Source organism: Sphingomonas sp. CROZ-RG-20F-R02-07, from assembly GCF_022662335.1.
GTDB lineage: Bacteria > Pseudomonadota > Alphaproteobacteria > Sphingomonadales > Sphingomonadaceae > Sphingomonas.
The window spans coordinates 119699-144610 of sequence record NZ_JAKNQJ010000003.1 but is presented as its reverse complement, the minus strand read 5'-3'; the positions used below and the strand labels follow the sequence as shown (position 1 = coordinate 144610).

General features: G+C 67.6%; 26 protein-coding genes. 8 read left to right on the top strand and 18 right to left on the bottom strand.

What is annotated here, in order from left to right; all coding sequences use genetic code 11:
• The first annotated feature begins 211 nt into the window (after positions 1-211).
• Entirely contained in the window at positions 212-940 is a 729-nt protein-coding gene (locus L8H00_RS06380) for a FadR/GntR family transcriptional regulator (protein ID WP_242096414.1), read from the top strand.
• 6 nt (positions 941-946) lie between these two features.
• Here the strand turns inward: L8H00_RS06380 and L8H00_RS06375 are convergent, their stop codons facing one another.
• The 3 genes from L8H00_RS06375 to L8H00_RS06365 form a co-directional block, all read right to left on the bottom strand.
• Positions 947-2467, bottom strand: a complete 1521-nt coding sequence (locus L8H00_RS06375) for a tryptophan halogenase family protein (protein WP_242096413.1) — start codon at positions 2465-2467, stop codon at positions 947-949.
• A complete protein-coding gene (locus L8H00_RS06370) occupies positions 2464-3195 on the bottom strand; it encodes a DUF6445 family protein (protein WP_242096412.1) in 732 nt (243 codons plus the stop codon). The genes L8H00_RS06375 and L8H00_RS06370 overlap by 4 nt, the downstream gene beginning before the upstream one ends.
• Positions 3196-3262: 67 nt before the next feature.
• Positions 3263-6181, bottom strand: a complete 2919-nt coding sequence (locus tag L8H00_RS06365) for a TonB-dependent receptor (RefSeq protein ID WP_242096411.1) — start codon at positions 6179-6181, stop codon at positions 3263-3265.
• 466 nt (positions 6182-6647) lie between these two features.
• Here L8H00_RS06365 and L8H00_RS06360 point away from each other — a divergent pair, with 466 nt between their 5' ends.
• The 6 genes from L8H00_RS06360 to L8H00_RS06340 all read left to right on the top strand — a co-directional run bounded on the left by L8H00_RS06360 (position 6648) and on the right by L8H00_RS06340 (position 12731).
• Positions 6648-8306: a DUF5597 domain-containing protein gene (locus L8H00_RS06360; protein ID WP_242096410.1), complete on the top strand. Its 1659-nt coding sequence runs from the start codon at positions 6648-6650 to the stop codon at positions 8304-8306.
• Positions 8303-9634 (top strand): glycoside hydrolase family 27 protein, encoded by a 1332-nt coding sequence (locus L8H00_RS06355; RefSeq protein ID WP_242096409.1) that lies wholly within the window; start codon positions 8303-8305, stop codon positions 9632-9634. Before L8H00_RS06360 ends, L8H00_RS06355 begins: the two co-directional genes overlap by 4 nt.
• Positions 9634-11133: a glycoside hydrolase gene (locus tag L8H00_RS06350; RefSeq protein WP_242096408.1), complete on the top strand. Its 1500-nt coding sequence runs from the start codon at positions 9634-9636 to the stop codon at positions 11131-11133. Before L8H00_RS06355 ends, L8H00_RS06350 begins: the two co-directional genes overlap by 1 nt.
• Complete coding sequence (locus L8H00_RS06345; protein ID WP_242096407.1) at positions 11118-12149, top strand: glycoside hydrolase family 43 protein; 1032 nt, start codon at positions 11118-11120, stop codon at positions 12147-12149. Before L8H00_RS06350 ends, L8H00_RS06345 begins: the two co-directional genes overlap by 16 nt.
• 122 nt (positions 12150-12271) lie before the next feature.
• Entirely contained in the window at positions 12272-12400 is a 129-nt protein-coding gene (locus tag L8H00_RS18795; RefSeq protein ID WP_267378820.1) for a hypothetical protein, read from the top strand.
• Positions 12401-12584: 184 nt separating this feature from the next.
• Positions 12585-12731 carry a hypothetical protein gene (locus L8H00_RS06340; protein ID WP_242096406.1) on the top strand — a complete coding sequence of 49 codons (147 nt, stop codon included), beginning with the start codon at positions 12585-12587 and terminating at the stop codon, positions 12729-12731.
• Positions 12732-12764: 33 nt separating this feature from the next.
• Here L8H00_RS06340 and L8H00_RS06335 read toward each other — a convergent pair whose 3' ends face one another.
• The 8 genes from L8H00_RS06335 to L8H00_RS06300 form a co-directional block, all read right to left on the bottom strand.
• The gene (locus tag L8H00_RS06335; RefSeq protein WP_242096405.1) at positions 12765-12923 is read right to left on the bottom strand and encodes a hypothetical protein; all 159 of its coding nucleotides are present in this window, start codon (positions 12921-12923) and stop codon (positions 12765-12767) included.
• A gap of 21 nt (positions 12924-12944) precedes the next feature.
• On the bottom strand, positions 12945-13106 hold the full coding sequence (locus L8H00_RS06330; protein WP_242096404.1) for a hypothetical protein: 162 nt from the start codon (positions 13104-13106) through the stop codon (positions 12945-12947).
• A gap of 82 nt (positions 13107-13188) precedes the next feature.
• The gene (locus L8H00_RS06325; protein ID WP_242096403.1) at positions 13189-13509 is read right to left on the bottom strand and encodes a hypothetical protein; all 321 of its coding nucleotides are present in this window, start codon (positions 13507-13509) and stop codon (positions 13189-13191) included.
• A gap of 58 nt (positions 13510-13567) precedes the next feature.
• Positions 13568-14467, bottom strand: coding sequence for a hemolysin family protein (locus L8H00_RS06320; protein WP_242096402.1), 900 nt, complete (start codon positions 14465-14467; stop codon positions 13568-13570).
• Positions 14468-14476: 9 nt separating this feature from the next.
• The gene (gene ybeY / locus L8H00_RS06315) at positions 14477-14986 is read right to left on the bottom strand and encodes an rRNA maturation RNase YbeY (protein ID WP_242096401.1); all 510 of its coding nucleotides are present in this window, start codon (positions 14984-14986) and stop codon (positions 14477-14479) included.
• Positions 14983-15993 (bottom strand): PhoH family protein, encoded by a 1011-nt coding sequence (locus L8H00_RS06310; RefSeq protein WP_242096400.1) that lies wholly within the window; start codon positions 15991-15993, stop codon positions 14983-14985. The genes ybeY and L8H00_RS06310 overlap by 4 nt, the downstream gene beginning before the upstream one ends.
• A gap of 172 nt (positions 15994-16165) precedes the next feature.
• Positions 16166-17500 carry a tRNA (N6-isopentenyl adenosine(37)-C2)-methylthiotransferase MiaB gene (miaB, locus tag L8H00_RS06305; protein WP_242096399.1) on the bottom strand — a complete coding sequence of 445 codons (1335 nt, stop codon included), beginning with the start codon at positions 17498-17500 and terminating at the stop codon, positions 16166-16168.
• 42 nt (positions 17501-17542) lie between these two features.
• Positions 17543-17863: a hypothetical protein gene (locus tag L8H00_RS06300; protein WP_242096398.1), complete on the bottom strand. Its 321-nt coding sequence runs from the start codon at positions 17861-17863 to the stop codon at positions 17543-17545.
• A 190-nt stretch (positions 17864-18053) separates the two neighbouring features.
• On the opposite strand from L8H00_RS06300, the gene L8H00_RS18945 reads away from it, so the two are divergent.
• The gene (locus L8H00_RS18945) at positions 18054-20054 is read left to right on the top strand and encodes a radical SAM protein (protein ID WP_242096397.1); all 2001 of its coding nucleotides are present in this window, start codon (positions 18054-18056) and stop codon (positions 20052-20054) included.
• 124 nt (positions 20055-20178) lie between these two features.
• Here L8H00_RS18945 and L8H00_RS06290 read toward each other — a convergent pair whose 3' ends face one another.
• The 7 genes from L8H00_RS06290 to L8H00_RS06260 all read right to left on the bottom strand — a co-directional run bounded on the left by L8H00_RS06290 (position 20179) and on the right by L8H00_RS06260 (position 24779).
• Positions 20179-20895 carry a lysophospholipid acyltransferase family protein gene (locus L8H00_RS06290; protein ID WP_242096396.1) on the bottom strand — a complete coding sequence of 239 codons (717 nt, stop codon included), beginning with the start codon at positions 20893-20895 and terminating at the stop codon, positions 20179-20181.
• Position 20896: 1 nt separating this feature from the next.
• Complete coding sequence (locus tag L8H00_RS06285; protein ID WP_242096395.1) at positions 20897-21319, bottom strand: Fur family transcriptional regulator; 423 nt, start codon at positions 21317-21319, stop codon at positions 20897-20899.
• 98 nt (positions 21320-21417) lie between these two features.
• A complete protein-coding gene (locus L8H00_RS06280) occupies positions 21418-21888 on the bottom strand; it encodes a GNAT family N-acetyltransferase (RefSeq protein WP_242096394.1) in 471 nt (156 codons plus the stop codon).
• Positions 21888-22502 (bottom strand): tRNA (adenosine(37)-N6)-threonylcarbamoyltransferase complex dimerization subunit type 1 TsaB, encoded by a 615-nt coding sequence (gene tsaB / locus L8H00_RS06275; RefSeq protein ID WP_242096393.1) that lies wholly within the window; start codon positions 22500-22502, stop codon positions 21888-21890. Before tsaB ends, L8H00_RS06280 begins: the two co-directional genes overlap by 1 nt.
• A gap of 10 nt (positions 22503-22512) precedes the next feature.
• The gene (locus tag L8H00_RS06270; protein WP_242096392.1) at positions 22513-23103 is read right to left on the bottom strand and encodes a malonic semialdehyde reductase; all 591 of its coding nucleotides are present in this window, start codon (positions 23101-23103) and stop codon (positions 22513-22515) included.
• Complete coding sequence (locus tag L8H00_RS06265) at positions 23103-23678, bottom strand: NifU family protein (protein ID WP_242096691.1); 576 nt, start codon at positions 23676-23678, stop codon at positions 23103-23105. Before L8H00_RS06265 ends, L8H00_RS06270 begins: the two co-directional genes overlap by 1 nt.
• Before the next feature lie 189 nt (positions 23679-23867).
• The gene (locus L8H00_RS06260) at positions 23868-24779 is read right to left on the bottom strand and encodes an aspartyl/asparaginyl beta-hydroxylase domain-containing protein (protein WP_242096391.1); all 912 of its coding nucleotides are present in this window, start codon (positions 24777-24779) and stop codon (positions 23868-23870) included.
• Positions 24780-24912: the final 133 nt, after the last annotated feature.

The window sequence follows — 24912 nt, the reverse complement described above, 5'->3', positions numbered from 1 at the left end:
GTCCGGTCCGCTAGTGGGCCGATACAAGAGTTAGATTACGCCAATTCTAAAGTCCGACAATATATTTTTTGACAAACGCCGGGGAGCGAAGCCCGCCGGCCCGGACGACCCGGACCGGCTTTGTTCGTCAAGGAGGTTGCGATCGCACCGTTGGGAGAGCCAGGATAGGTTCCGGCGCGAAACGGCAGCCCGCACGTTCGAAGAGGCGATGATGATCGAAAAGAACCGTCGGCAACCCGCCCATCTCAAGATCGCCAAGAATCTGGGCATCGCGATCGTCACCGGCGCGCATCCGCCCTACACGACCTTGCCGGGCGAACTCGATTACGCGCACCAGCTCGGCGTATCGCGCAACGTCGTGCGCGAGGCGTTGCGGACGCTGTCGGCCAAGGGATTGCTCGAAAGCCGTCCCAAGGCCGGCACCAAGATCCGCGGCCGGCACGACTGGAACCTGCTCGATCCCGAACTGCTCGGCTGGATGTTCGAGGGCGAACCGCCACTCGAATTCGTCCAGGGGCTGTTCGAACTGCGGATGATCATCGAGCCCGCCGCCGCCGAACTCGCCGCGGTGCGGCGCACCGCCCGGCAATTGTCGGGCATGGGCCATGAGCTGGAAAAAATGGGCGAGGTGGGGCTCGGCAACGACATCGGGCGCGCCGCCGACCAGCGTTTCCACGCGATCATCCTCGAGGCGACGTGCAACGAGCTGCTCGTCAGCCTGTCCGCCAGCATCTCGGCCGCGGTCCGCTGGACGACCTTCTTCAAATATCGCGTGTCCAAGAGCCCGCGCGATCCCATGCCGCAGCATCGCGCGCTGTTCGAGGCGATCGCGGATGCCGACCCGTCCGCCGCTCACAGCGCCACCGCGACCTTGGTCCGCGAGGCGCAGGTGGATACCGAGGCGGCGCTGGGTTCGCTGGCGGCGATGCCCCGCCGCTGAGCCGAGTCAGCGCCTGGGGACGGCGGCCCGACAGTGGCGGGCGATGAACTCCTCGTGGCGCGGCATATGCCCCAGCGCGCTCCGGGTGACGGTGGCGATCCGCGCCAGCCGCGCCGCGGCCATGTCGCGCGGCATCGCATCGGCGAGCGGATCATGGCCCTCGGCTTGCAACCCCTGACCGTGCATCACCGCCAGCCAGCTCGTCTTGCTGAACAGATCGTCCGCCTCGCGGAACACCCGGCCCGTCGCACGATAGATGGCCATCCGTTCCGCCAGCGTCTCCGGCACCGCCATCGTGCGCAGATGATCCCAATAGGGCGTGTCGTCGCGTTCGGTCAGGTGGAAATGGAGGATGATGAAATCGCGAATGCTTTCATATTCCGCGATCATCAGCCGGTTGTAGCGCCGGATATCCGCCGCCGCGAAACGTCGCGTCGGCATCATTTCCAGAAGCCGTGCGATCCCCGCCTGCACCAGATGGATGCTGGTGGATTCGAGCGGCTCCATGAAGCCGCTCGCCAGCCCCAGCGCCACGCAGTTCCTGGACCAGAAGGCGCTGCGCCGCCCCGTCCTGAAGCGCAGGAAGCGCGGCTCGGCGAGCGCCTCGCCGTCCAGCCCGGCCAGCAGCGTCGCGGCGGCTTCGTCGTCGGAAAGATGCGCGCTGGCGTACACATGGCCGTTGCCGGTGCGATGCTGGAGCGGGATGCGCCATTGCCAGCCGGCGGGCTTCGCGGTCGATCGTGTATAGGGCGTCGGCGGCCCCTGATTGGCCGACGGCACGGCGACGGCCCGGTCGTTCGGCAGCCAATGGCCCCAATCCTCGAACCCTTCGCCCAGCGCCTCGGCGATCAGCAGACCGCGGAATCCCGAGCAGTCGACGAAGAGATCGGCCTCGATCCGTGATCCGTCCGCCAGCGCTACCGCCGCGATGAACCCGTCCTCGGGCCGCAGCACGACATCGGTGACCCGGCCCTCGCGGCGGACCACGCCCATGGCTTCGGCATGGCCACGCAGGAAGCGCGCATAGAGGCCCGCGTCGAAATGATAGGCGTAGCCGATATGCGACAGCGGCGTGTTGCCGCCCGGCACGGGCCGCGTGAAGCGGTCGGCATGGGCGGCCGCCGCACAGATCGAATAGGCCTCCAGCGGCTCGCCCCCGCCATCCTGGCGAAGCCGGTGCCACAGCCCCTCGAACGGGACCGCGCCGAAATCCATGCCATAGGTGCCGAAGGGATGGAAATACCGTGTCCCCGGCCGCCGCCAGTCGACGAATTCGATGCCGAGCTTGAAGGTTCCCTGCGTCGCCCGGACGAAGTCGTTCTCGTCGATGCCGAGCAGCGCGTTGAAGCCGAGGATCGGGGGGATCGTCGCCTCGCCCACGCCGATGGTGCCGATCTCCTCGGATTCCACCAGCGTGATCGTGATCGCATCCTTGCCCAGCACGCGGGCGAGCGCGGCGGCGGTCATCCACCCCGCCGTTCCCCCGCCGATGATGGCAATGCTGCGAAGCGCCTGCGGATCGGTCATCGGCGGCGGACCTGAAGAAACAGATTGCCCGTCAGCCGCCCGCGGCGCGGATCGGCAGGGAAGGCGGGCAGCGTGTCGATCATGCCCGAATGCAGCAGCGCGGCGCGGTAGAGGATGAAGCGATCGAATGCGGCATCGATCCGCCCGATCGGATCGAACAGCGCATTGTCGGCCGTGACGTAGCCGTGGCCCGCCGCGCTTTGCACGTCCGCCTCATAGGCGCTGCGATAGGCGGGAAGCCGATCTTGGTCGATGGTTTCGAAACCGGTGTCGCGGTGGCGGAAAAAGCCGGTGCCCGCGGTCACGTGCGGGCTGAGATAATGAACCGCGGCAAACAGCCAGCGATCCGCCGCATCGACATGCGGCCAGCGCTGATCCGGCGACAGTCGTTCGGGCGGCGTCGTCACCAGCGAGAAATTGCCGCGTGCGCGTACCGGTGCCACGGGACCGGTATCGAAATGGCGGGCGATGAGCGGGAGCGCGAACGCCACCATGGCGTTGACATAGGCGATCGGTGCCGTGCCGAGCAGGCCGGGATAGCCGCCGCCCGTGGTTTCGGCGGCGCTGAAGGCCGAACGCGTGGCGGCGAAATCCACCAGCCCCGCCGCATGGCCGGACGCTTGGTCGGCCATGACGACGGGTTCGCGCTCACGGCCCAGATGATGAACCGCGATCCGCGCGTCCGGCGAAAACGCGAATGCCGTTTTCGGCGATGCGTCGATGGTCATGCTCCGCCTCGCCCGCCCGCCTGCCTGATCGCCGGCGTGGCGGGGGGCCACGCCGGCAGGTTGGGGATCAATAGGTCGCGCGGATCGAGAAGCCAAACCGCCGATCGTTGAGCTGATATTGGAGCGGCGCGAGCGGCGTTCCGATATAGGTTTCGTTCATGCGGTTGTTGAGGTTCACCGCATCGACCGACACCGCGATATGCTTGTTCAGGTTCGCGCTGATCGAGGCGTCCAGCGAGGCATAGGGGTTGGCGAACTGCAACTGCCCCGGCGCACCGCTGCCCGACGTCGCGTCGAGATAACGGCCACGCCAGCTCCAGGCGAGACGCGCGGTGAGCGGCCCGCGCTCGTACAGACCGACGAGATTGTAGCTGTTCTTCGACAGCTTCTCGAGCGGGCTCTGCTGCGGCGCAGCCGACCCCGGCGTGAAGAAGGGATTGGCGACGCTGCTGTCGACGAGCGTGTAGTTCGCCTGAACGCCGAAGCCCTTCAGGAAGCCCGGCAGGAAATCGAAGAATTGCTGATAGGCGACCTCCAGCCCCTTGATCGTGCCATTGCCCGAATTGACGTTGGTGCTGACGTCGTAGACCGTGCCGTTATAGGTCTGGTTGATGATGCCGCTGGCCAGGAAGCCATTGACCTTCTTGTAGAACAGGCCGCCCGTCAGCGATCCGGCGGGCGCGAAATACCATTCGAGCGTCAGATCGAGATTGTCCGATTTGATTGGCCGCAGGAACGGGTTGCCCGAACTGGCGCTCGGATGGCCGGTGATCGGATTGATCTGGTTGGCGGCGCTGAGCGTCAGGTTGGTCGAGAGCTGATCGAAATTGGGGCGTGCCACGCCCTTCGAATAGGCGAAGCGTGCCTGCAGCTTGGATGTGAGGTGCGCGCGAAGATCAAAGCTCGGCAACGCGTTGAAATAGGTCTGCTGCAGGTCGATCGCGGCGGTCGTGCCGTTGTTCTGGAACACCGTTCCCATCGAGGTGGTGCGCGTCTGTACCAGCCGGACGCCGGCCGTGCCGTCGATCTCCAGCCCGAAGACCGATCCCTTGTAGTCGGCGATCGCGTAGCCCGTGATCGTACGCTCGGTCTGATGGTTCAGATCGCCCGGCTTGAACTGCGTCTGCGGGGTCGCGCCGAACAGCGCCTCGGTCTTGGTGAGCGAATCGAACAGTCCGTTGCCGGCGACGAAATTGGGATAGACGATCCCGCCCGTCGCGGTCTGGCCGTCGAAGAAGTGCGGGCTCGGGCCGTTCAGCGCGAGCTGCGGATATTGGCTCAACCGCGTGAAGGGCGTTCCGGCGGGCGCACCGCACGTCGCGTCGGGGCCGGTCGCATACAGGCAGAAGGCGTTCCACGATCCGCGCAGATCGATCGTGCTGTGGGCGAAACGCGCACCCAGGCGGAATTTGTCGAGGAAGCTGCCCTCATTGTCATATTCGATGTCGGACGCGAGCGCGAGCTGGTCCGCATCGTTGCGCTGGAGCGAATCGGCCATGTAGGTGAAGCCGTAACTCGCCGGATTGTTGAGTATCGCGGGGTTGCGGACGTCCCAGCGCGGGCGGCTGCCGGTCAGATCGAAATCGACGATCGTCTGGTTGGGCGCGGTCCGGCCGGTTTCGCCGGCCTTGTCATAGAGCGAGATCACGAACCCGTTGCGATCCGCATCGTAGCTCGATTTGAGATACTGGCCGTCGAGGTTGACCTTGATGTGGTCGGTCGCCTGCCATTTGGCATTGAGCGTGTAATTGCCCGACGTGTTCGTCAGATCCTGATCGAAGCGCGCCGATTCGAAGATCTGGCTCTGCAGCGACCCCTTGGTGGCATAGTGCATCACCTGCCCGGTGGCCGGATCGGTGTAGCTGCCCGGGGCGAAGGTGAAGCTTCCCCCGGCCAGCGGCGTGGCGAGATTGACGCTCGAATCGGTGGGGCTGGGGTTGTTGCCGTTGTTCGCGTAGAAATATTTGCCGCTGCGGAAGAAGGTGTAGCGCGTGTAGAGCGCCTGCGCCGTCAGCAGCAGCCGATCGGTTGCCTGCCACTGCAGCGCACCGGCCACGCCCAGACGGCGGCGATCGCCCTCGTCGTTGTAAAGCTGCACGCCATAGGGAATCTGCGGGTTGCTCGGCGCGCCGGCGATCGAGCCGGGGGCGACGGGACCGAACGGGCCGATCAGGATCGCGTCCTGGCGGTAATCGCTCTTGGCGTAGCTGACGTTCAGCAAGACGCCGATCTCGCCCATCCCGGTCTCGAAACGGTTGCTGTAGAGCGCGGAGCCCGAGCCGCCGAACTTGTCGGCCCGATCGTAATAATTGCCCTTGGCGGTCACGCTGACGACCTGCCCGGGCGCATCGAAGGGCAGCCGCGTGCGCAGGTTGATCGCGCCGCCGATGCCGCCTTCGATGATGTTGGCCGGGGGATTTTTGTAGACGTCGATGCCGGCGAGCAGCTCGGGCGGCATGCCCTCCAGATCGAAGGCGCGACCGCCCGATGCCGAATAGACCGCACGGCCGTCGAGGAAATTCTGCGTCTGGGTCAGGCCGCGCACGGTGACGGCGGGCGAGGTTCGGTGATCGAAATCGGTCGCCCCTTCGCCGTAGCGGCGCTGGATCTGGACGCCGGTGATCCGCTGAAGCGCCTCGATCGTATTCGCGTCGGGCAGCTTGCCGATGTCCTGCGCATTCACCGAATCGACGATCTGGTCCGAATTGCGCTTGATCGCCTGCGCCGAGCGAAGGCTCTCGCGAACGCCGGTCACCACGATGTCGTCCGATTGCGGCGCGGTCGCGGCCTGGTCGGCGTTGAGCGATCCGGTGCCGTTACCGCTGCCCTGTTGCACGTTCAGCGAGCCGGTGGTGGCGCCGTTGCCCTGCTGGACGGGAATGGACCCGGTGACCCCGCCATTGGCCTGCTGCGCATAAGCCGCAGAACCGGCCGACGCGGCGATCGCGGTGAGCGACGCTCCAAGAGCCAAACGAAAACGCTTCATGCTGGAAACCTCCCCTGTTCCAAATCGACCAGTGAGGTTGAATCCTCATCTGTGATTTCAGTTGTCGGACTTTATCAGCGGTGTATTTGTCGCGCAAGCGCTCTTTCGTCGGATCGGGCGAAATGGTGAAAGATCGGGTCGACGATGCCGTCGTATACCGCCCCGTTTCCGGGCAAGCCTCTGTAGAGGCCCGCAAAACCGGGTGTGTCGCCGGGCAGGGCGATTGTTGTGCCCGTGGCGAATCTGCTTGCTGTCGCTGGATAGGCTCGGCCGCGATTGCAAACGCGTCCGTCGTCGAGCTGGCGGCCTTGAGGTGCGCCGACGCATTGCTGGCGCTCTATCGGTGCGATCGGCCAATCCCTTGGAAACCGTGAGGAATCGGCACCGCTCTCGCAATCGGCGCAGACGTGTTGACGCTCGGAGCCCAATGTTTATTGTCCTACATCATAAAAGGGGGAAGCTGACGATGGCGGCTCGTGACGCTGAGGGAATCATGGCGCTGGACGTGAGGCATCATGCTGGCAAGGCTGGGCGCAGCCCGGTCGGGCGCGTGGTGGGCCGGTCGCTCGTCGCCCTGCTGCTGGCCGGGGCCGGCGTGCCCGTCATGGCGCAGGATAGCGGTTTCGTTGCGACGGGTTCGGGGAAGCCGGCGCTCCGCGTGGATGGCGCGCCGTTTCTCGTGCTCGGCATCCAGCTCAACAATTCCAGCGGTTTCGCCGGCGAATTCCACAAGCTGGCGCCCGCGATCGCGCGGTCGCACGCCAATGTGGTCATGGCGCCAGTCGGGTGGGAATCGGTCGAGCCCGAGGAGGGCCGGTTCGACTGGTCGGTCGTCGACGGTCTCGTCGCCGAGGCCCGGGCGCAGAAGGTCCGGCTGGCGCTGCTCTGGTTCGGGACGTGGAAGAACGCCAATATGAGCTACACGCCCGCATGGGTGAAGCGCGACACCACGCGCTTTCCGCGGGTGATCGGCGCGGACGGCGCGCCGATCGAGGTGTTGAGCCCTATCGCCGGCGCCAGCCGCGACGCCAATGCGCGCGCGTTCGGGGCCTTGATGGCGCACCTCAAGACGATCGATGGACGGCAGCGCACCGTCATCATGGTGCAGGTCGAAAACGAGGCGGGGACGCTCGGTGCGGATCGCGATCACTCGCCGGCCGCCAACGCGCTGTTCGCCGCACCGGTGCCCGCCGACATGGCTGGCGCGAAGCCCGGGGATTGGGCCGCGAACTATGGCGAACGCGCGCCCGAGGCGTTCATGGCCTATCACACCGCGCGCTACATCGGCGCGGTCGCGGCGGCGGGAAAGCGCGCCTATGATCTGCCGCTCTACGCCAATGTCTGGCCGCGCCAGCAGCCGGGATTGCTGCGGCCGGGAGACAGCTCGCCCTCGGGGGGCGCCGTGTCCTGGCTGCTGCCGCAATGGCGCGCGCTTGCGCCTGCGATCGATGTGGTGGGGGTGGACAATTACGACACCAATGTCGCGCCCTATACCGAGATCGCCGAAGCCTATGACGTGCCGGGCAACCCGCTTTTCGTTCCCGAAACCGGCGGCAGCATGGCGCACGCCCGCCACGCCTTCTGGACGCTGGCCCGGCCGTACGGCGTCGGCATCTCCAAATTCGGGATCGGCGAGGAATTCGGCCGCCGCGACGGCAAGGATGCCGAGGAGCCGATCGCGGTCGACTATCGGCTGTTGCGCGAGGCCGGGCCGTTCCTGATCCCGCTGCGCGATGCGGGGCAGGTGCGCAGCGCGATCGAGGAGGACGGCATGGCCAATGTACCGATGGCGTTTGCCGATCTCGATCTCGTCGCCCGGTTTGGTGAGGTGCGCGACGGCTATGGCGGCCCGCGCGGGCAGGGCAATGCCGATCTGTCGGGCCGGGTGATCGCGGCGCAGGTCGCGCCGGACCGTTTTCTCCTGGTGGGCGCCGCCGCCAACCTGAAGTTCGCGACCAAGCTCGGCCATCCGGGAACGGTGCAGCTCGTCGGCGTGGAACAGGGCCGTTTCGAAAGCGGGCGCTGGGTGCGCGAGCGGCTGCTCAACGGCGACGAAACCGCGTTCGGGCTGATCCTGCCTGCTTCCGGAGCATCGCTGATGGTGACGGTGCAGGCGCCGCGATGACCCCGAACCGGCGTTCGTTCCTCGCGGGCTCCGTCGCGGCGGCGGCAGCGCCGGCGATCGCGCGACCGGCGGCGCCGCCCCCGCTCGCGCCCACGCCGCCAATGGGATGGAACAGCTGGAACAGCTTCGCGGTGACGATCACCGAGGATCAAGCGCGCGAAACGGCGCGGATCATGGCGCGCGAGCTGCTTCCCGCAGGGTACGACATCTTCACGGTCGACCATCAATGGTATGATCCGCGGGCCAAGGGCTATACGTACAACGCCGATATCGTGCCGGTGATGGACGGCTTTGGCCGCTTTCAGCCCGATCCGGTGCGTTTCCCCAGCAGCGAAAACGGCACGGGATTCGCGGCGCTCGCCGGCCATGTCCATGCGCTCGGGCTGCGCTTCGGCATCCACCGCATGCGCGGGATCCCGCGCGCGGCGGTGGCCGCCAACCTGCCGGTGGCCGGCACGCGCTATCGGGCGCGCGACATTGCGGACACCGGCAGCACCTGTTCGTGGAACGTCGACATGTTCGGCGTGGACATGCGCCGGCCGGGTGCACAGGCCTATTATGACGGGGTGTTCGCCGAATATGCGCGCTGGGGCGTCGATTTCGTCAAGGTCGACGATCTCAGCCGGCCCTATGACTCGCATGCGGCGGAGATCGAGGCGATCGCGCTGGCGATCCGGCGATCGGGCCGGCCGATGTTGCTCAGCATGTCGCCGGGCGAGACGCCGGTCGATCGCGCCGTCCACGCACGCGCCCATGCGCAGATGTGGCGTATTTCCGACGATTTCTGGGATGATTGGGCGTTGCTGGAGGCGCAGTTCACCCGGCTGGAAAACTGGAACCCCTATATGGGCGATGGCGGCTGGCCGGATGCGGACATGCTGCCGCTCGGAAGGCTGGCGCTGGGCGAGCGCGACACGCGCTTCACGCCGGACGAGCAGCGCACCGTGATGACGCTGTGGTCGATCGCGCGGTCGCCGCTCATCATGGGCGGCGATCTGCGGCGGCTGGATGCGTCGACCAAGGCGCTCCTGACCAACCCGGAGGTGATCGCGGTCAATCAGGCGTCCGCTGCCAACCGCCCGCTTTTCGTCGAAGACGGCACGCGGATCTGGTCGGCGCGCGCGCCGGGCGGTGACACGTATCTGGCTTTGTTCAACACTGGCAAGGCGGCGCGCACGGTCGGGATCGAGCTCGCGATGCTCGGGATCGATCGGCCGGTGGCGGTGCGCGATCTGTGGCAGCGTCGGCCGGACGGCGGCGCGACCCGCCGCATCGAGCGGCGCATCGAACCGCACGGTGCCGGGCTCTTCCGGCTGAAGGCGGCCTGATGCGGATCGCGGTGGCCGCCCTCGCGCTCATCGCCATGCCGGCCATGCCGGCCATGTCCGCGATAGCCGCGCCCGCGGTGGCGCAGGCGCCGGCGACGGAGGTGGCGCTTCGTCCCGCGATAGACCGGCCGTCCACGACGTTCGAAGGCTGGGGCACCGCGCTCGCCTGGTTCGCGAACGTCACCGGCGGATGGCCCGATGCCGATCGCGAGCGGCTGGCCGACCGGCTCTACGGGCGGGACGGACTCGGCTGGACGATCGCGCGCTACAATATCGGCGGCGGCAATGCCGAGGGGACCCCGCCTTATCTGCGCCCCGGCGCTGCGGTCGCCGGTTTCTGGCGCCAGCCCGTCGGCATCACGGGCCGCGATTGGTGGCGTGCCGATGACGAACGCCTGTGGGACTGGTCGCGCGATGCCGGCCAGCGTTGGTGGCTGGACGCGATCAAGGCCCGCGTCGATCACCCGATTTTCGAGGCATTCTCGAATTCGCCGCCCTGGTTCATGACGGTGTCGGGCCGCGTCTCGGGCGCGACCAAGGCTACGGACGAGAATCTGCGGGCCGGGTTCGAACGCCCGTTCGCCGCCTATCTGGCGCGCGTGGTGGAAGAATTGCAGCGGCGCCATGGCATCGTGTTCCGGACGCTGTCTCCCGTCAACGAGCCCGACACCGATTATTGGTACGCCGCGAACCGGCAGGAGGGCGCGCATTGGGGGCCGGCCCGCCAGGCCGCGATGATCGATGCCGCCGACGCCGCGCTGCGGGCCCGCAAACTGGCGACCGTGGTGGCAGCGCCGGACGAGACCAGCTCGAGCCGGTTCCTCACCGATTGGGCGGCCTATTCTCCCGCCATACGGGCGCGGATCGGCCAGCTCAACGTGCACAGCTATGGCACGGTGAACCAGACGGGCGTGCGCGATGCGGCGCGGGCGGCGGGCATCCGGCTGTGGATGAGCGAGAACGACACGCCGCTCGGCAACGATCCGGAGGATTTCGCCGGCATGGCATCGGCGCTGGCCTTTGCCGAGCATGTCGTGCTCGATCTCAAGCGACTGGAGCCGGCGGCCTGGGTGTTCTGGCAAGCGGTGGAGGATCTCAGCGCGCGGGGTGGCAGCGCGGGATCGAACTGGGGGCTCATCAAGGCGGATCTGCGCGCCGATGCCGGCGCAGCCCACCCCTTCCATCTCACGCGCAAATATTGGGCGATGGCGCAGTTCAGCCGCTATATCCGCCCTGGCTATCGCCTGATCGCGGTGGACGATCTCGATACGGCCGGGGCGCTGTCGCCTGATGGCCGGACGCTTGCGCTGGTCCATGTGAACGGCGGCGATCGCCCGCGGCGCCTGAGCGTGCCGGCGGGCTGGCGCAGCCGGATGATCGTCACCGACGCGCGCCGCACGGCGGCCTGCACCGCCGGCACGATCGCACCGGCACGATCGATCGTGACGCTGCTGCTGACGCGCGACGGGGCGGGGGAGGGCGCATGCACCGCCTCCTGATCGCGCTCGCGCTGATGGCGGGCGCGCGTGATCCCGCGCTGGCCGAGACGCGCCCAGCGCCGCCGGTCGCGCCGATATTGCGCTGGCCCGATATGCCGCTGCACGATCCCTGGATCGTCGCCGATCGAGCGGGGCGAACCTATCATCTCTTCACCCGGAACGAACCGGCGATGACGGGCGACGCCCGGCTGGGGATCATGGCCTATACCAGCCGCGATCTGAAGCGCTGGACGCGGCCGCGCGTTGTGTTCGCGCTGCCGCCGGGCACCTGGGCGAACGACGGAGCCTGGGCGCCGGAGGTCCATCGCTGGCGGGGGCGCTGGTATCTGTTCGCGACCTTCCACAACGACGCGGCGCCGCTTCCCGCCACCGGCCCGCGGCATCCCGTTCGGCGCAGCACGATCCTGGCAGTCGCCGATACGCTGGACGGCCCGTTTCGGCTCGCTCATGGCGGCGAACCGATCGTTTCGGCGGCACGGATGACGCTCGACGGCACGCTCTATGTCGATCCCGTGGGCAAGCTGTGGCTCGTCTATGCGCATGAATGGGTGCAGACGGGCGATGGCGCGATCGAGGCGATGCCGCTGACCGATGCGCTGACCGCGGCCGGCACGCCGCACACGCTGTTCCACGCCTCCGATGCGCCTTGGGCCGATGGCAAGCCGCAGCCCGAAGGCGACACGATCTACGTCACCGACGGGCCGGAACTCTACCGCACGCGCACCGGCACGTTGCTGATGCTGTGGTCGAGCTACGACAAGGCCGGCTATGTTCAGGGGCTCGCGCGGTCGCGGAGCGGGACGATCGACGGACCCTGGGAGCAACTGCCCCCGCTCGTGCGCGCCGATAGCGGGCATGGCATGCTGTTCCGCTGCTTCGACGGTCGCCTGATGATGGTGCTGCACCGCCCGTTTCGCAACGCGCGCGGCCGGATCTATGCGATGCGCGACCTGGGAGATCGGATCGCGATCGTGCGCGACCTGACCGGCTCCCCACCCGCACCGGCAGCGCGCTGATCGCGTTAGCCTCCGTCGCTATGGATTTCGACATTCTCTCGCCGCGACGCGTGCGGGTTTGTCGCGTTCGCAACGTCTTTCATCAGGAGCCTGCGGCGATGGGCCCGAGGGAGGGGCATGCAATGGTGGAATTCTATGCATCGGCGATGATGGTGGGCGGCACCGTGGGAACTGGGTTGCTGGCGGGTTGGGTATGCCGGCCGATCCGGCGTGGTGCCGAGGCGCGGTTGACGGCCGCCGCGCTCGAATAACGGCCGGCGGAGGACATCGCGGTGCGGGTTTGCCGCATCGGCGACGTCCTATCCACGAGACTTGCAAGGATGGCTGGGGAACCATGATGAACGCGCTATATCCGCTGAGCGTGTTGGGCTGGGCTTTCGAAGGCGCGATGTTGCTTGCGCTCGCGGCCTCGCGCTTCGCGCCGCGGGGGCGGGCATGAAGTATCTGGTCAGCGCGGCGGCTTCGATGCTGTTGACCACCGTGGCGCTCAGCTCGGCGCACGGGCGTCACCGGCCCCCCTTCGATGCCGCGCATCATGGCCACCCCATGGGCACATGGCGCGGCCATCACCACGCGCGGTAACGCGCCGCTTTCCATCCCGAACGGGTTCGAACGTCAGGTAAGCGAGGATTTTCGCTCCGGTCCTTCGTCGCTCCGGTCGGGCTGATCCTTGTCGAGCGTGTCGCTCGGCCGCCGTGCGTCGCCCTCGTTCTGATGCTCGGTCGAAAGATTGGGCTGCTTCGTCTCGGTCGTGGGTTTGATGGGGTCGCTCATCATCGGCTCCTCGTGGACATTTCAACCTTGCGTGGAAAGCGGTGGCGGTGAGGGCCGCTGCCCGGCCGCGGGCTTGGCCACCTTGCCGGTGAACAGCACGACGAGCGCGATCGCGAGCATGACCCCGATCGCCATCGCGATCAGCAGATTGCGTCGGGCGGTGGCTCCGGGTTCGTCCTTCATCGGCATCGCGCTCCTTCCGGATCATAACTCGCGACCGCACGGAACGGCTCATGCCGCCGATGTTCGCCGGTCGATTGCAGCCCTAGCGTGTCGGAGAAGTCCGAGCGCGGCTGATTCGAAGCCCGATAAAGAGGATAGTCGGCCAGAACATCGTGTTGGCGACATCGCCCAGCGTGTCCGCCCAGCGCCAGGATCCGTAATGCAGCCGGTCCATGATCTCGTTGGCGGCTTCGAACGCCGCCACGACGGCGAGCGGCAACGGCGTGGCCAGCGAGCGGCGGGTAACCACGCGCGTGACGATCAGAATGGCCATGCCGGCATGCACATGGAGCAGCGAATCCGCCATTCCCGTGCCGTCACCGATGGCGACAATCAGGCGGGCATAGAAGCTGGGCAGATCCATGCGCGGCTAGTCGCGCGTGTCGGCCCGGTCTGCAACCCCAAGGCAAGGCGAGACGCCGTCATTCCTCCGCGGGCGCGACCGGGGGATGCAGGCGAAGCCGGTTTACGCGGCGTTCGTCGGCATCGGTCACCTCGAGCTTCCAGCCGCTGGGATGATCGATGCAGTCGCCCACCGCGGGCACGCGGCCGGCGAGGATCGCGGCCATCCCGCCCAGCGTGTCAATGTCGCCATCCGCCTCGCCCAGCCGCGCGTCGATCGTGTCGGCCACATCCTCCAGCTCGGCGCGGGCATCGGCATCCCAGGCGCCGCCGTCGATCGGCACGAGCAGCGCCTCGGGCGCATCGTCATGCTCGTCCTCGATATCGCCGACGATCTCCTCGATCAGATCCTCGATCGTCACGAGCCCTTCGGTGCCGAAATATTCGTCGAGCACGATGGCCAGATGGACACGCTTTTGGCGCATATCGGCCAGCAGATCGAGCGCGCCGCGGCTCATCGGCACATAGAGCGGCTCGCGGATCAAATCGGCGATCCGCGCCGGGTGTTCGGCGCCGGTCGCCAGGATCGCGAACACGTCCTTGATATGGACCATGCCGACGATCGTATCGAGCTTCTCGCGATAGACCGGCAGGCGGCTGTGGCCGGCCTCGGCGAACACCGACACCAGATCGGAAAACGCGATGCCTTCCTCGACCGCCACGATATCGGCGCGCGGCACGCCCACGTCTCCCGCGTCGCGCTCGCCGAAATGGAGCAGGTTGCGCACCATCTGGCGCTCGAGCGGGGTGAGATCGCCCTTCGCGTCGGGCGCCGGATCGTCCTCGTGGCGGTCGATCGCCTCCTCGAGCTGGTCGCGCAGCGTCTCGTCGTCGCCGCCGCCGAAGATCAACGTCTTCAGCCCGCGCCAGATGCCTTCGCCGCTACTGTCGCCGTTCCCGGCTTGGGGGCCATCGGCCATGTCGCTTCGTCAATCCTCGCGCACCAGATAGGGATCGGCGATGCCGAGCGATGCGAGCGCGTCCCGTTCGATCGCCTCCATCGCGTCCGCCTCGTCGTCCGCCAGATGGTCATAGCCTAGCAGATGGAGGACGCCGTGCACCACCAAATGCGTGGCATGCGTCTCGACCGACACGCCCTTGTCCGCCGCTTCGGCCGTGCAGACGCCGTGCGCCAGGACGATGTCGCCCAGCAGCACCTCGCCGTCGTCCGACCCTTGCGTGACAGTCTCGAGCAGATCGGACTGCACCATCGGAAAGGACAGGACGTTGGTCGGCTTGTCCTTGTGGCGATAGCGGGCGTTCAGCGTGCGCACTTCGTCGTCGGACGTCAGCCGGATCGAGATCTCGATCGTCGCGGGATCGGTGAGCAGGCCGCCATGCGGCGTCCGTTCGATCGCGGCCCGCGCGGCGCGGGTGGCGAGCGCCTCCCATTCCCCCTCGGGCCAGGGTTCGTCGGCGCTGAGTTCGATCTGGATCACGCCGGCCCGTCCGTTCCTTCATAGGCCTCGACCACGCGGCCCACGATCGGGTGGCGCACCACGTCCTGCGTGCCGAAGCGGCAGATCGAGATGCTCTCGATCCCTTCCAATCGCCGCACCGCGTCGCCCAGCCCCGATGCGCCGACGCCGCCGGGGATGTCGACCTGCTTGGGATCGCCGCAGATCACCATCCGGCTGTTCTGGCCGAAGCGCGTCAGGAACATCTTCATTTGCGCCTGCGTGGTGTTCTGCGCCTCGTCGAGGATCACGAACGCATCCGCGAGCGTCCGCCCGCGCATGAAGGCGATCGGCGCCACCTCGATCTCGCCGCTGGCGATCCGCCGCTCCACCTGTTCGGCGGGCAGGCAGTCGTAGAGCGCGTCGTAGAGCGGGCGGAGATAGGGATCGACCTTCTCCTTCATGTCGCCCGGCAGGAAGCCCAGCCGCTCGCCGGCCTCGACGGCGGGGCGCGACAGGATCAGCCGCTGGACGCTGCCGTTGATGAGCTGCGCCACCGCCTGCGCCACCGCGACATAGGTCTTGCCCGTGCCCGCCGGCCCGAGCGCGAAGATCATGTCGTTGGTGGTCAACTCGCGCATGTAATGCGCCTGTGCCGGCGTGCGGGGGACGATCGTCTTCTTGCGCGTCCGGATCATGATCGGTGGCGCGCCGGCGCCGCCCGGATCGGCCTTGATGATGCCCGCCAGCGTCGGCTCGGCGGCCATCGCGATCGCGGCGTCGACCAGGCCGGTATCCACCTCCTCGCCGCGGGTGATGCGATTGTAGAGATCCTGCAGCACTGCGCGCGCGGTGGCGACGTGATCGGCCGATCCTTCCAGCCCCACCCGGTTGCCGCGGGCGGTGATGTACACACCCAGGCGATTTTCCAGCGCCACCAGATTCTGGTCATATTGCCCGAAGAGGCGCGGCAGGAGCTGGGGCTTGTCGAACAGGATTTCCACGCGGCTGCGATCGCCGGACTGGGCGGGGACAGGCTTGCGGCTCATGCAGATCCTTGAGGCAGGAGGGCGAAGTGGAGGAAGTGGAGGAAGTGGAGGCGTGAAACGACAAGATGAGCCGCCGCACGACGGGGTTCAAGGGCAGCGGGCGGGCCGGGCGAGTCGGATGGCATCGCCCGTGAGTGTGGCAGGTGGACCGCCTGTAGGACAGTGCGATTTCTCAGGCGGCGACCGCGATGTTCGCGGCGCCGGTGAGCGAATTGGGCCCGGCCGCGGCGAGCGTCACCGAAACCAGATCGCCGATCGCATGATCGCCGATCAGATGCACCGATTGCAGCCAGGGCGATTTGCCGAGCATCTGCCCGGGCAGCTTGCCGCGGCGTTCGATCAGCAAGGAGCAGGTGCGGCCGACGCTGGCCAGGTTGAACGCGTGCTGGTCGCGGTTGAGCGCCGCCTGGAGGCGCTGGAGCCGGTCGTCCATCACCTCGGGCGGCACCGCGCCGGCCATCGCGGCGGCGGGCGTGCCGGGCCGCGCGCTATATTTGAAGCTGAACGCCTGCGCATAGCCGACCGCGTCCACCAGGCTGAGCGTCTCGGCGAAATCCGCCTCGGTCTCGCCCGGAAAGCCGACGATGAAATCGCCCGACAGCGCGATATCGGGCCGCACCGCGCGGACCCGGTCGAGCAGGCGCAGATAATCGTCGCGGCCATGGCTGCGGTTCATCGCCTTCAGGATCCGCGTGCTGCCCGACTGCACGGGAAGGTGGAGGAACGGCATCAGCGATTCCACATCGCCATGCGCGTCGATCAGGCCCTGCGTCATGTCGTTGGGGTGGCTGGTCGTATAGCGGATGCGCGCGAGGCCAGGGATGCGGTCGAGCGTGCGGATCAGGTCGTGCAGGCCGCGGCTCCCGGCCGGGCCGCCGTCGTCGCTCCAGGCGTTGACGTTCTGCCCCAGCAGCGTGATCTCGCGCGCGCCGGCATCCACCAGCGCCTTCGCCTCGTCGACGATCGCGGCGAACGGCCGGCTGATCTCGGCGCCGCGGGTATAGGGCACCACGCAATAGGTGCAGAATTTGTCGCAGCCTTCCTGCACCGTCAGGAACGCCGACGGCCCCACCCGCCGCCGCGCCGGCAGCGCGCCGAATTTGGACAGCAGCGGCATCTCGGTATCGAGCGCCGCCAGGCCCGCCGCGGCATCGGCCACCAGCGCCGGCAGGTTGTGATAGGATTGCGGCCCCACGACCACGTCCACCTTGGCGCGGCGGACGATCTCCTCGCCCTCGGCCTGCGCGACGCAGCCGGCCACCGCGATCATCGGCGCGCGGCCCGCCTTGCCGGCATCCTTGCGAATCCGGCCGATGTCCGAATAGACCTTCTCGGTCGCGCGCTCGCGGATGTGGCAGGTGTTAAGCACGACGAGATCGGCCGACGCCGCATCGTCGGTCGCGCGCAGGCCCTGCGCCGCCATGAGCTCGGCCATGCGCTCGCCGTCATAGACGTTCATCTGGCAGCCGAACGACTTGACGTGGAAGGTCTGGGGGGCGGGTTTCATCGCGCGCGCCTTAGCAACATCGGGCGCGCGAGGGGAGGGGCCTCAATCCGCGATCGCCGCGCGCTGCCGATCCGCCCAGGCCTCGCCCTCGTCCCCACCCCAGAGCAGCCAGGCGATGTAGCCGGCGGACGGATCCTCGTCATTGCCCCATTGATGCGCGTGCGTGTCCTTGTCGACCGCGTGGCGCGCGAAATAGGCGTGCATTGCTTTCACGTCCGCGTCGGACATCGCATGCCCGTCGACGATCTGCTGCGCGCGCTTCACGCCCACATCAGTGCCGCCGCGGTGGAACCGTTCGCGCAGGGCGAGGCCCTTCTTGGCGTTGGCGGCCATTGTCTGGGTGGGCTTGTGTTCGCTGGCCATGCGGTCGCTCCTGTCCGTTCGGGGTGTACGAACCGGCGGGGGGCGGGGGTGTTCCGGGGGTGGGGGGGCGAGGCCGATGGCCATCGGACCGCGGATGCCGCGCCCGATGGTCACACGCGACCGAACTCCGTTTATCGGCGGTTAACCAAAAGCGGCGATGATCCCCTCACACGGGGCTTGGAGATTTCATGTGAGCGCTATTGGGTCGATCCAGCGGGCGAGTGCCCAGGAGGATGCGTTCGCGGGACCGCTGGACGTCCTCGACGCGCTTTTCCGGTCGTCCGACGCGATGATCGGTCGCGAGCCGCTGGATGCGGCGCTACTGGATCTGGCGTGCACGGCCATCGAGACGTTCGAGATCGACGGTTCATCCTCGTCGACATATCGCGCGCTCGCGCGCTTGACTCCGGAATTTGCGCAGCAGACGTGCGACCTGCTTGTCATGGCATTTTGCCAGAGCGGCAAGGAGGACGTCGCTGCGCTGGACGACGCTGCGTTGCTATGCCTCGTTGCGCTGCTCGCCATCGCAGGCCGGTCGGCGGATGCGTTCGCCGTTTTGGCGGGCGCGGAGGCGGCGCGCCCTGCGGCATCGTTCCGCAAAAGTGCCTTCGTCGCGCGGTGCCGCCTTCTCGGCCATTCCAACGGGATCGCCGGGTTGTGGCTTACTGGCGACGTCAAGGACGTGGGCATCGATGCCGCACGCGCTCTGGTGTCGGATCGGCCGCTCGATATCGCCGCCCATCGCGCGCTTGTCCGGCAATCGGTCGCGACCGATGCTCTCGGCGCAGCGCTGGATGCCATGGCGGTGGCATTGGCGCTTCCACTGGGCGACGACGACAAGGCGGCATTGGCCCCGGACTTGGCGGTGCTCGTGGCGATCATCTTCGCGCATGCCGGGCATGGTGCCTTTGCGGCACGCCATATCAGGATGGCGCTGGCGGCGAACGCCGCAACCGCCGCGCGTGCTCTGGCATGGCTCGGCAAGACGGACGCGCCCTTTGCGCGGGCCACCGGCGATCGGGCGATGACCGAAGCCGCAGCGCTGCTGCAACGCTACGCCAATCCCCGCGATGCCGGGTCCCGCTCGCCCTACCCCATGGTGAACGGTAAGCCCCATGCCGATACCATCTGGCTGGAAATCACCAACTTCTGCAATCAGAAGTGCACCTTCTGCCCGGATATGCATCGGGAGGACGCGCGAAGCTGGCTGCCGCTCGATCGGATCAAGGCGCTGCTCGACGAGATCGCGGCGACGATCAGCGTCGGTTCGATGCAGCTCAATGCCTATGGCGAACCGTTGCTACATCCCAACATCGCCGAAATCCTGGCCTATATTCGCGAAAAGCGATTGGCGTTTCCGACCTTCTTCACGACCCACGGCATGACGCTGGTGCCAAAAAAGCTGGCGCAGCTCTCCAACAATTATCCCAGTGGCATCGCCGTCTCGCTCCATAACGACAGCCAGGAAAGCTATGCGATGACGCGCAGCGCAAAGATCGGCGACTACGACACGCTCGTAGAACGGCTGACGGCGCTCGCGACGCAGATGGTCACCGAACGCGCGCCCGCTCACCTCAGGCTCTATCAGATGGTCTCGAACGGCACCGAGGACATGCGGGTCGATCCGCATGTCCGTTCCGCCTTCGCGCCGAACGTCGCACGATTCACCGAACATCTCCGCAAATGGGAAGCCATCGGTGCCGGGATCGCCGCCGCGGCGCCCGCTTCCGCGCAGGCCGAAGCGATCGTCAACGATGACATGCGGATCGCGCGCAGTTTTCTCGAGGCGAACCATGACGACGGCATTCATTTGCCGATTCTCGAATGGACCGATGTTCATGGCGGGCGCCAGCAAGCATTCTTCTCGCCGCGCCCGCTCGGCACCTACGCAAATCTCCTGCTGGAATATCACCCGGACTGGTCGGTGGGGCGGACCGTGTTGAACACGGAGAAATGCGGTTTCGTCGCCGCGCCGGCGCTCGCGATCTTCGCCACGGGCCGTTTGGGCATCTGCTGCCTCGATCTCAACAGCACGGCCACTTTCACGTCGCTCGACGATCACGCCAGTCTGGCGGATGCCATGACCAGCCCGGCCGCGGCCCACATGTTCGCTCAGGTCTCCAATGGCGTCGCCACGTCGCGCGGGTGCCAGATCTGCCTGTCGTCCGATACGCGACTGTGCAGCAGGTAGATGGTTAGTATCGCGTAAATGGGATATTTCTGGGCAAGCATGATGGTTTAACCTCCCGAAGCTGCGGCCGAATTTCTGTCGCGGCAAGGGCGAATCGCCTGCACGTCCGGCCAGGCGTCACCCCTCACCCAGCCACCGCCTCGATCCGCGCCCGCGCTTCCGCCGCCACCGCCTTGCGGCCGCCTTCGGGCACGAAGGGCTCCGCGAACGTCAGCGTCGCGGTGAAGCGGCCCGGGCGGCGCAGGACGCGCAGCGCGTGGGCCAGGCCGGGTTCGTCGCCCACCCAGGCCAGGTCGCGCGTGGCGTCGCCGTAATCGATGCGGATCGGCTGGACGCGCACGCCCGGCGGCGGCGGATCGACCACGCCGAGCAGCGCCGCCTTGAACGGCAGCAGCGTGACGCCGTCGCCGGTGGTGCCCTCGGGAAAGATCGTCACCGGGCGGCCCTGCGCGATCGCCGTGCGCAACCGTGCGATCTGCGCCGCCACGCCCAGCCGGTCGCCGCGTTCGACGAACAGCGTGGCGTTCAGGCGGCACAACCAGCCGATCAAGGGTACGCGCGCCAGCTCGGCCTTGGCGACGAAGGCGCTGCCCGTCGCGCCCGCCACGAGCAGGATGTCGATCCAGCTCAGATGGTTGGCGAGGAACAGCACGTCGCGGCGCAGCGGCGTGCCGACGATTCGGCTGCGGGCACCGACGATCCGGCCGACGGTGCCGAGAAAGCGCCGCGGCCAGGGCGAGGGCCGGCCGAACAGCCGCCACGCGCCGTGGAGCGCGAGTCCCGCCAACAGGGCGAGCAGCAGCGCCGCGATCCGCAGGCCGAGCCGGGCGTTGGCGCGCACCTCAATCCTTGCGGGCGAGACTCACGCCGTAAAGCTCCATCCGGTGATCGACGAGGCGGAAGCCCAGCTTTTCGGCGATCGCCTTTTGCAATTGTTCGAGTTCGGGATCGACGAACTCTATCACCTTGCCCGATTCCACGTCGATCAGATGATCGTGATGCGCCTCGGGCGCGGGTTCGTAGCGGGCGCGGCCGTCGCCGAAATCATGGCGGTCGAGGATGCCGGCCTCCTCGAACAGGCGGACGGTGCGATAGACCGTCGCGATCGAGATGCCGGGATCGATCGCCGAGGCGCGCTCATACACCTTTTCCACGTCGGGATGGTCCTCGGCCTCCGACAGCACGCGCGCGATCACGCGGCGCTGCTCGGTGATGCGCAGCCCCTTCGCGTTGCAAAGGGCTTCGAGGTCGATCTTGCGCGCCATGTCCGTTCCCGCTGTTGTACCCCCCATGTAGCGACGCCACGCTGTTGCGAAAAGGGCGACCGACTCGCAATAACGATAGTGGGCGGCGCCCGGTGGTATCAGGGCAGCGCGCGGCGATAGGTGTGCGCGTCATAGGCCTTGCCCTCGGGCCCGCGATAATAGGCGCGGCGCTCGCCCACCTTGACGAAGCCGTGCGCGAGATAGAGCTTCAGCGCGTCGTTGCCCGCGCGAACCTCGAGGTGGAGGTCGGTCACGCCGGTCGCCGCGCAATCCGCTTCGATCGCGCGCAGGAGCGCGGTGGCGATGCCGCGGCGGCGCTGCGCGGGATCGACCGCGATCAGCAGCAGCTCGGCCTCGTCCAGCACGCCGCGGACCATCGCGAAGCCCGCGGGCACGTCGTCCACCAGCGCGATGGTCAGGCGGATGCCGGGCAGCGCCAGCACGCCCAACGCCTGGCCGCGCGTCCACGCCTCGCCGAAGCGCGGGTCGAACGCCGCCTTCATCAGCGCGTCGACCATGGCGATATCGCGCGCGTCGCCGCCGCGAAGCTGGATCGTGCGCGTCGCCATCAGCGCGGCGGCTGAGGCTTCGCGTCGGGCGCGCGGCCATAGACCGGGCGCGGGGGCAGGGCGGCAAAGGCGGGGGGCAGATACACCGCATCGCCCGCATCGGGCAGCGCGTCGGTGCCGGCGAAGCGCGGGTCGATCGCGGCGAGCCGGTGCACCCCGCTGCCGATCGCGGGCAGGCCGCCGAGCGCGCGGAGCGCCGCTTCGGGGCGGAGCGACACCGCCGGGGCAAGGGCTTCCAACGGGGCGGAAAAACGCTGCATGAAGACCTCACCATGGCCGCCCTCGATCACGACCGCAAGCGCCTCGGGCTCGCGCGCCTGCGCGCCCGCCGCGATCAGCGCGAGCGACGAGAAGCCGTGCACCGTCGATCCCCAGCCGAGCGCCAGCCCGCGGGCGGCGGCGATGCCGACGCGGATGCCGGTGAAGCTGCCGGGCCCGCAATCGACCAGGATGCGCGGCGCCCGCCCGCCGTCCGGCAGCGCCGCGATCATCGGCACCAGCCGCTCCGCATGGCCGCGGCCCACCGCATCATGATCGCGCGCCACCACGCGGCCGTCCGCGATCAGCGCGACCGAACAGGCCGCGGTCGCGGTCTCGATGACGAGGGTGAGCACCGGCCGCGCGTCAGGCGATGCGATTGAACTTTTCAAACGCCGGTCTCGGCGAGCGCGCATGGACGGTCGCGGGATCGCCGTGGCCGAGCGTCATGATGAAGTTGGTCTTCACCGCCGGCGTGTCGTGGAAAAACGCCGCGTCGACCTTGCCCGCATCGAAGCCCGACATCGGCCCGGTGCCCAGACCCAGCGCGCGCGCCGCCATGATGAGATAGGCGCCCTGCAGCGTGCTGTTGCGAAACGCCGATACCGCGCGCAGCTCGGCATTGCCGTCGAACCAGGCCTTGGCATCCACATGCGGGAAGAGTTCGGGCAGATGCTCGTGAAAGTCGTTGTCCATGCCCACGATCACGGTGACGGGCGCGGCGCGGACCTTGTCCGGGTTGGTGCCGGTGCAGCATTCGGCGAGCTTGGCCTTCGCCGCTTCGCTGGTGCACCAGACGAGGCGGGCGGGAAGCTGGTTGGCCGAGGTCGGCCCCATCTTCATCAGATCCCAGATCGCATGGAGATCGCTCTCCGCCACGGGCTCGTCGGTATAGCCGTTGAAGCTGCGGGCTTCGCGGAACAGCGCATCGAGCGCTTCGTCGGCGATCTTCGGCATCAGACGGCTCGCACTTCGGTGACTTCGGGGACGTAGTAGCGGAGCAGTTGCTCGATGCCGTTCTTCAGCGTCGCGCTCGACGACGGGCAGCCGGCGCAGGCGCCCTGGAGCTGGAGGAACACCTTGCCCTTGTCGAAGCCGCGATAGACGATGTCGCCGCCGTCGTTCGCGACAGCAGGGCGTACGCGCGTCTCGATCAGGTCGCGGATCTGGCCGATGATGTCGGCGTCCGCGGGATCGTCGGTGGCGATCATGGCGTCGTCCGACGGCACCGCGAACCCCGCCTTGGCAGGCTTGAAGAGCGGCATCGCGGCCGAGAAATGATCGAGCAGCAGCCCGAGCACGTCGGGTTTCAGGCTGCTCCACGCCACGCCCGGCGCCGCGGTGACCGAGACGAAGTCGCGGCCGAAGAACACCCCGGTCACATCGCCCAGACCGAAGATCGCCTCGGCGAGCGGGCTCGCCTCCGCCTCTTCGGGGTCGGCGAAGTCGCGCGTGCCGGCTTCCATGACGGTGCGTCCCGGCAGGAACTTCAGCGTCGCCGGGTTCGGGGTGGTTTCGGTCTCGATCAGCATGGGGAGCATGTGGCGCGTGGGGGGCGTGGGCGCAAGCCATTCCCCTCCTGCCTGTGGAGGGGGCGGGGAGGGCTGCCAGGAATTTACCGCGCCGCGGCAGAGCCGCGCCGTCAGCCGATGCCCTCGGCATCGCTGGCCGGGCTTGGCGATTTTTACGCGATTAGCTTTCGCTGATCGCGCACGCCGAGCTCAGACATCGAGCTGCTTCACTGCGGCGTTCCAATGGTCGATATTGTCGCGCGCCTCCTGCACGAAGGCCGAGCGCTTGACGAAACCCATGAAGAAATCCGCGAACCACTTGCCGGGCTGGCGCAAGGGGCGTTCGAACTGGATCAGCAGCACGACGCGGGTGTTCTGCGTGTCGTTCCACACCTCGTGCTGGTAGGTGTCGTCGAACACCAGCGTCTCGCCTTCCGCCCAGCGCACGATTCGGTCGTGCACGCGCATCCGCACGTCGCCGTCGCGCGGCACGATCAGGCCGAGATGGCAGGTGATGAGCCCCTTGGTGACGCCGCGATGTTCGGGAATGTGCGTGCCGGGCGCGAGGATCGAGAAGAACGCGCTGTTGAGGCCGGGGATGCGCTCGACCACGTCGCGCGTCTGCGGGCAACGCGCGAGATTCTCGGGGATCGGATAACCATAGCCCCACAGGAAGAACGACCGCCATTTGTTCACCTCGGCGATCGCGCGATGGTCGGGCGAGATGGTGGCGAGGCTGGGGGCGGCATCGCCGCGCAGCGCGACCGCGACCGCCTCGTCGCGGATCGTCTGCCAGTTGTCGCGCAGGATCGCGGTCCAGGCGAAATCGCGCACGTCGAGCACGGGATCGTTGGGAACGAGGCTGGACGAGGCGATCAGCCGATCGAAGATGCCGCGCAGATGTTTGCCGAACCGGATGATGAGCGGCCGGCCGCGTTCGGCCTCCATCGCGGCGCCCGGCGCGGGCGCGCCCGAGATGACGTTGAGATCGGGCACGCGGGGCCCGCGCGATGCGGTTGCGGCCTCGGCCTCCGCATTGTCGTTGCCCGGATTCCGCCACATTGCGGGGTTCGTCTTGGTTTCGGCCTGCACCGTCATCTCCGTGCCATCTCGGCGGTCCATCGCGCGCCATCACATCGCGGATGCAACACCCGGGCACGCCTGTCGTGACCGGTATGTCGCTGCGCCTAATTGGAATGTGGGTCCAAATCATGGCCGATCCAGCCCCGATGATGGCAGGATGCGCGCGCTGGCG

Bases quoted from the DNA above. Each gene is read 5' to 3' on its own strand.
- miaB (WP_242096399.1), bottom strand. From the start codon at position 17,500: ATGAAACCCGCCCCCCAGACCTTCCACGTCAAGTCGTTCGGCTGCCAG.
- L8H00_RS06345 (WP_242096407.1), top strand. From the start codon at position 11,118: ATGCACCGCCTCCTGATCGCGCTCGCGCTGATGGCGGGCGCGCGTGAT.
- L8H00_RS06325 (WP_242096403.1), bottom strand. From the start codon at position 13,509: ATGGATCTGCCCAGCTTCTATGCCCGCCTGATTGTCGCCATCGGTGAC.
- L8H00_RS06360 (WP_242096410.1), top strand. From the start codon at position 6,648: ATGGCGGCTCGTGACGCTGAGGGAATCATGGCGCTGGACGTGAGGCAT.
- L8H00_RS06270 (WP_242096392.1), bottom strand. From the start codon at position 23,103: ATGCCGAAGATCGCCGACGAAGCGCTCGATGCGCTGTTCCGCGAAGCC.
- L8H00_RS06260 (WP_242096391.1), bottom strand. From the start codon at position 24,779: ATGGACCGCCGAGATGGCACGGAGATGACGGTGCAGGCCGAAACCAAG.
- L8H00_RS18795 (WP_267378820.1), top strand. From the start codon at position 12,272: ATGGTGGAATTCTATGCATCGGCGATGATGGTGGGCGGCACCGTGGGA.
- L8H00_RS06365 (WP_242096411.1), bottom strand. From the start codon at position 6,181: ATGAAGCGTTTTCGTTTGGCTCTTGGAGCGTCGCTCACCGCGATCGCC.
- L8H00_RS06375 (WP_242096413.1), bottom strand. From the start codon at position 2,467: ATGACCGATCCGCAGGCGCTTCGCAGCATTGCCATCATCGGCGGGGGA.
- L8H00_RS06320 (WP_242096402.1), bottom strand. From the start codon at position 14,467: ATGGCCGATGGCCCCCAAGCCGGGAACGGCGACAGTAGCGGCGAAGGC.
- L8H00_RS06340 (WP_242096406.1), top strand. From the start codon at position 12,585: ATGAAGTATCTGGTCAGCGCGGCGGCTTCGATGCTGTTGACCACCGTG.
- L8H00_RS06370 (WP_242096412.1), bottom strand. From the start codon at position 3,195: ATGACCATCGACGCATCGCCGAAAACGGCATTCGCGTTTTCGCCGGAC.
- L8H00_RS06335 (WP_242096405.1), bottom strand. From the start codon at position 12,923: ATGAGCGACCCCATCAAACCCACGACCGAGACGAAGCAGCCCAATCTT.
- L8H00_RS06265 (WP_242096691.1), bottom strand. From the start codon at position 23,678: ATGCTGATCGAGACCGAAACCACCCCGAACCCGGCGACGCTGAAGTTC.
- L8H00_RS06300 (WP_242096398.1), bottom strand. From the start codon at position 17,863: ATGGCCAGCGAACACAAGCCCACCCAGACAATGGCCGCCAACGCCAAG.
- L8H00_RS06355 (WP_242096409.1), top strand. From the start codon at position 8,303: ATGACCCCGAACCGGCGTTCGTTCCTCGCGGGCTCCGTCGCGGCGGCG.
- L8H00_RS06330 (WP_242096404.1), bottom strand. From the start codon at position 13,106: ATGAAGGACGAACCCGGAGCCACCGCCCGACGCAATCTGCTGATCGCG.
- L8H00_RS06310 (WP_242096400.1), bottom strand. From the start codon at position 15,993: ATGAGCCGCAAGCCTGTCCCCGCCCAGTCCGGCGATCGCAGCCGCGTG.
- L8H00_RS06350 (WP_242096408.1), top strand. From the start codon at position 9,634: ATGCGGATCGCGGTGGCCGCCCTCGCGCTCATCGCCATGCCGGCCATG.
- L8H00_RS06280 (WP_242096394.1), bottom strand. From the start codon at position 21,888: ATGGCGACGCGCACGATCCAGCTTCGCGGCGGCGACGCGCGCGATATC.
- L8H00_RS06380 (WP_242096414.1), top strand. From the start codon at position 212: ATGATCGAAAAGAACCGTCGGCAACCCGCCCATCTCAAGATCGCCAAG.
- L8H00_RS06285 (WP_242096395.1), bottom strand. From the start codon at position 21,319: ATGGCGCGCAAGATCGACCTCGAAGCCCTTTGCAACGCGAAGGGGCTG.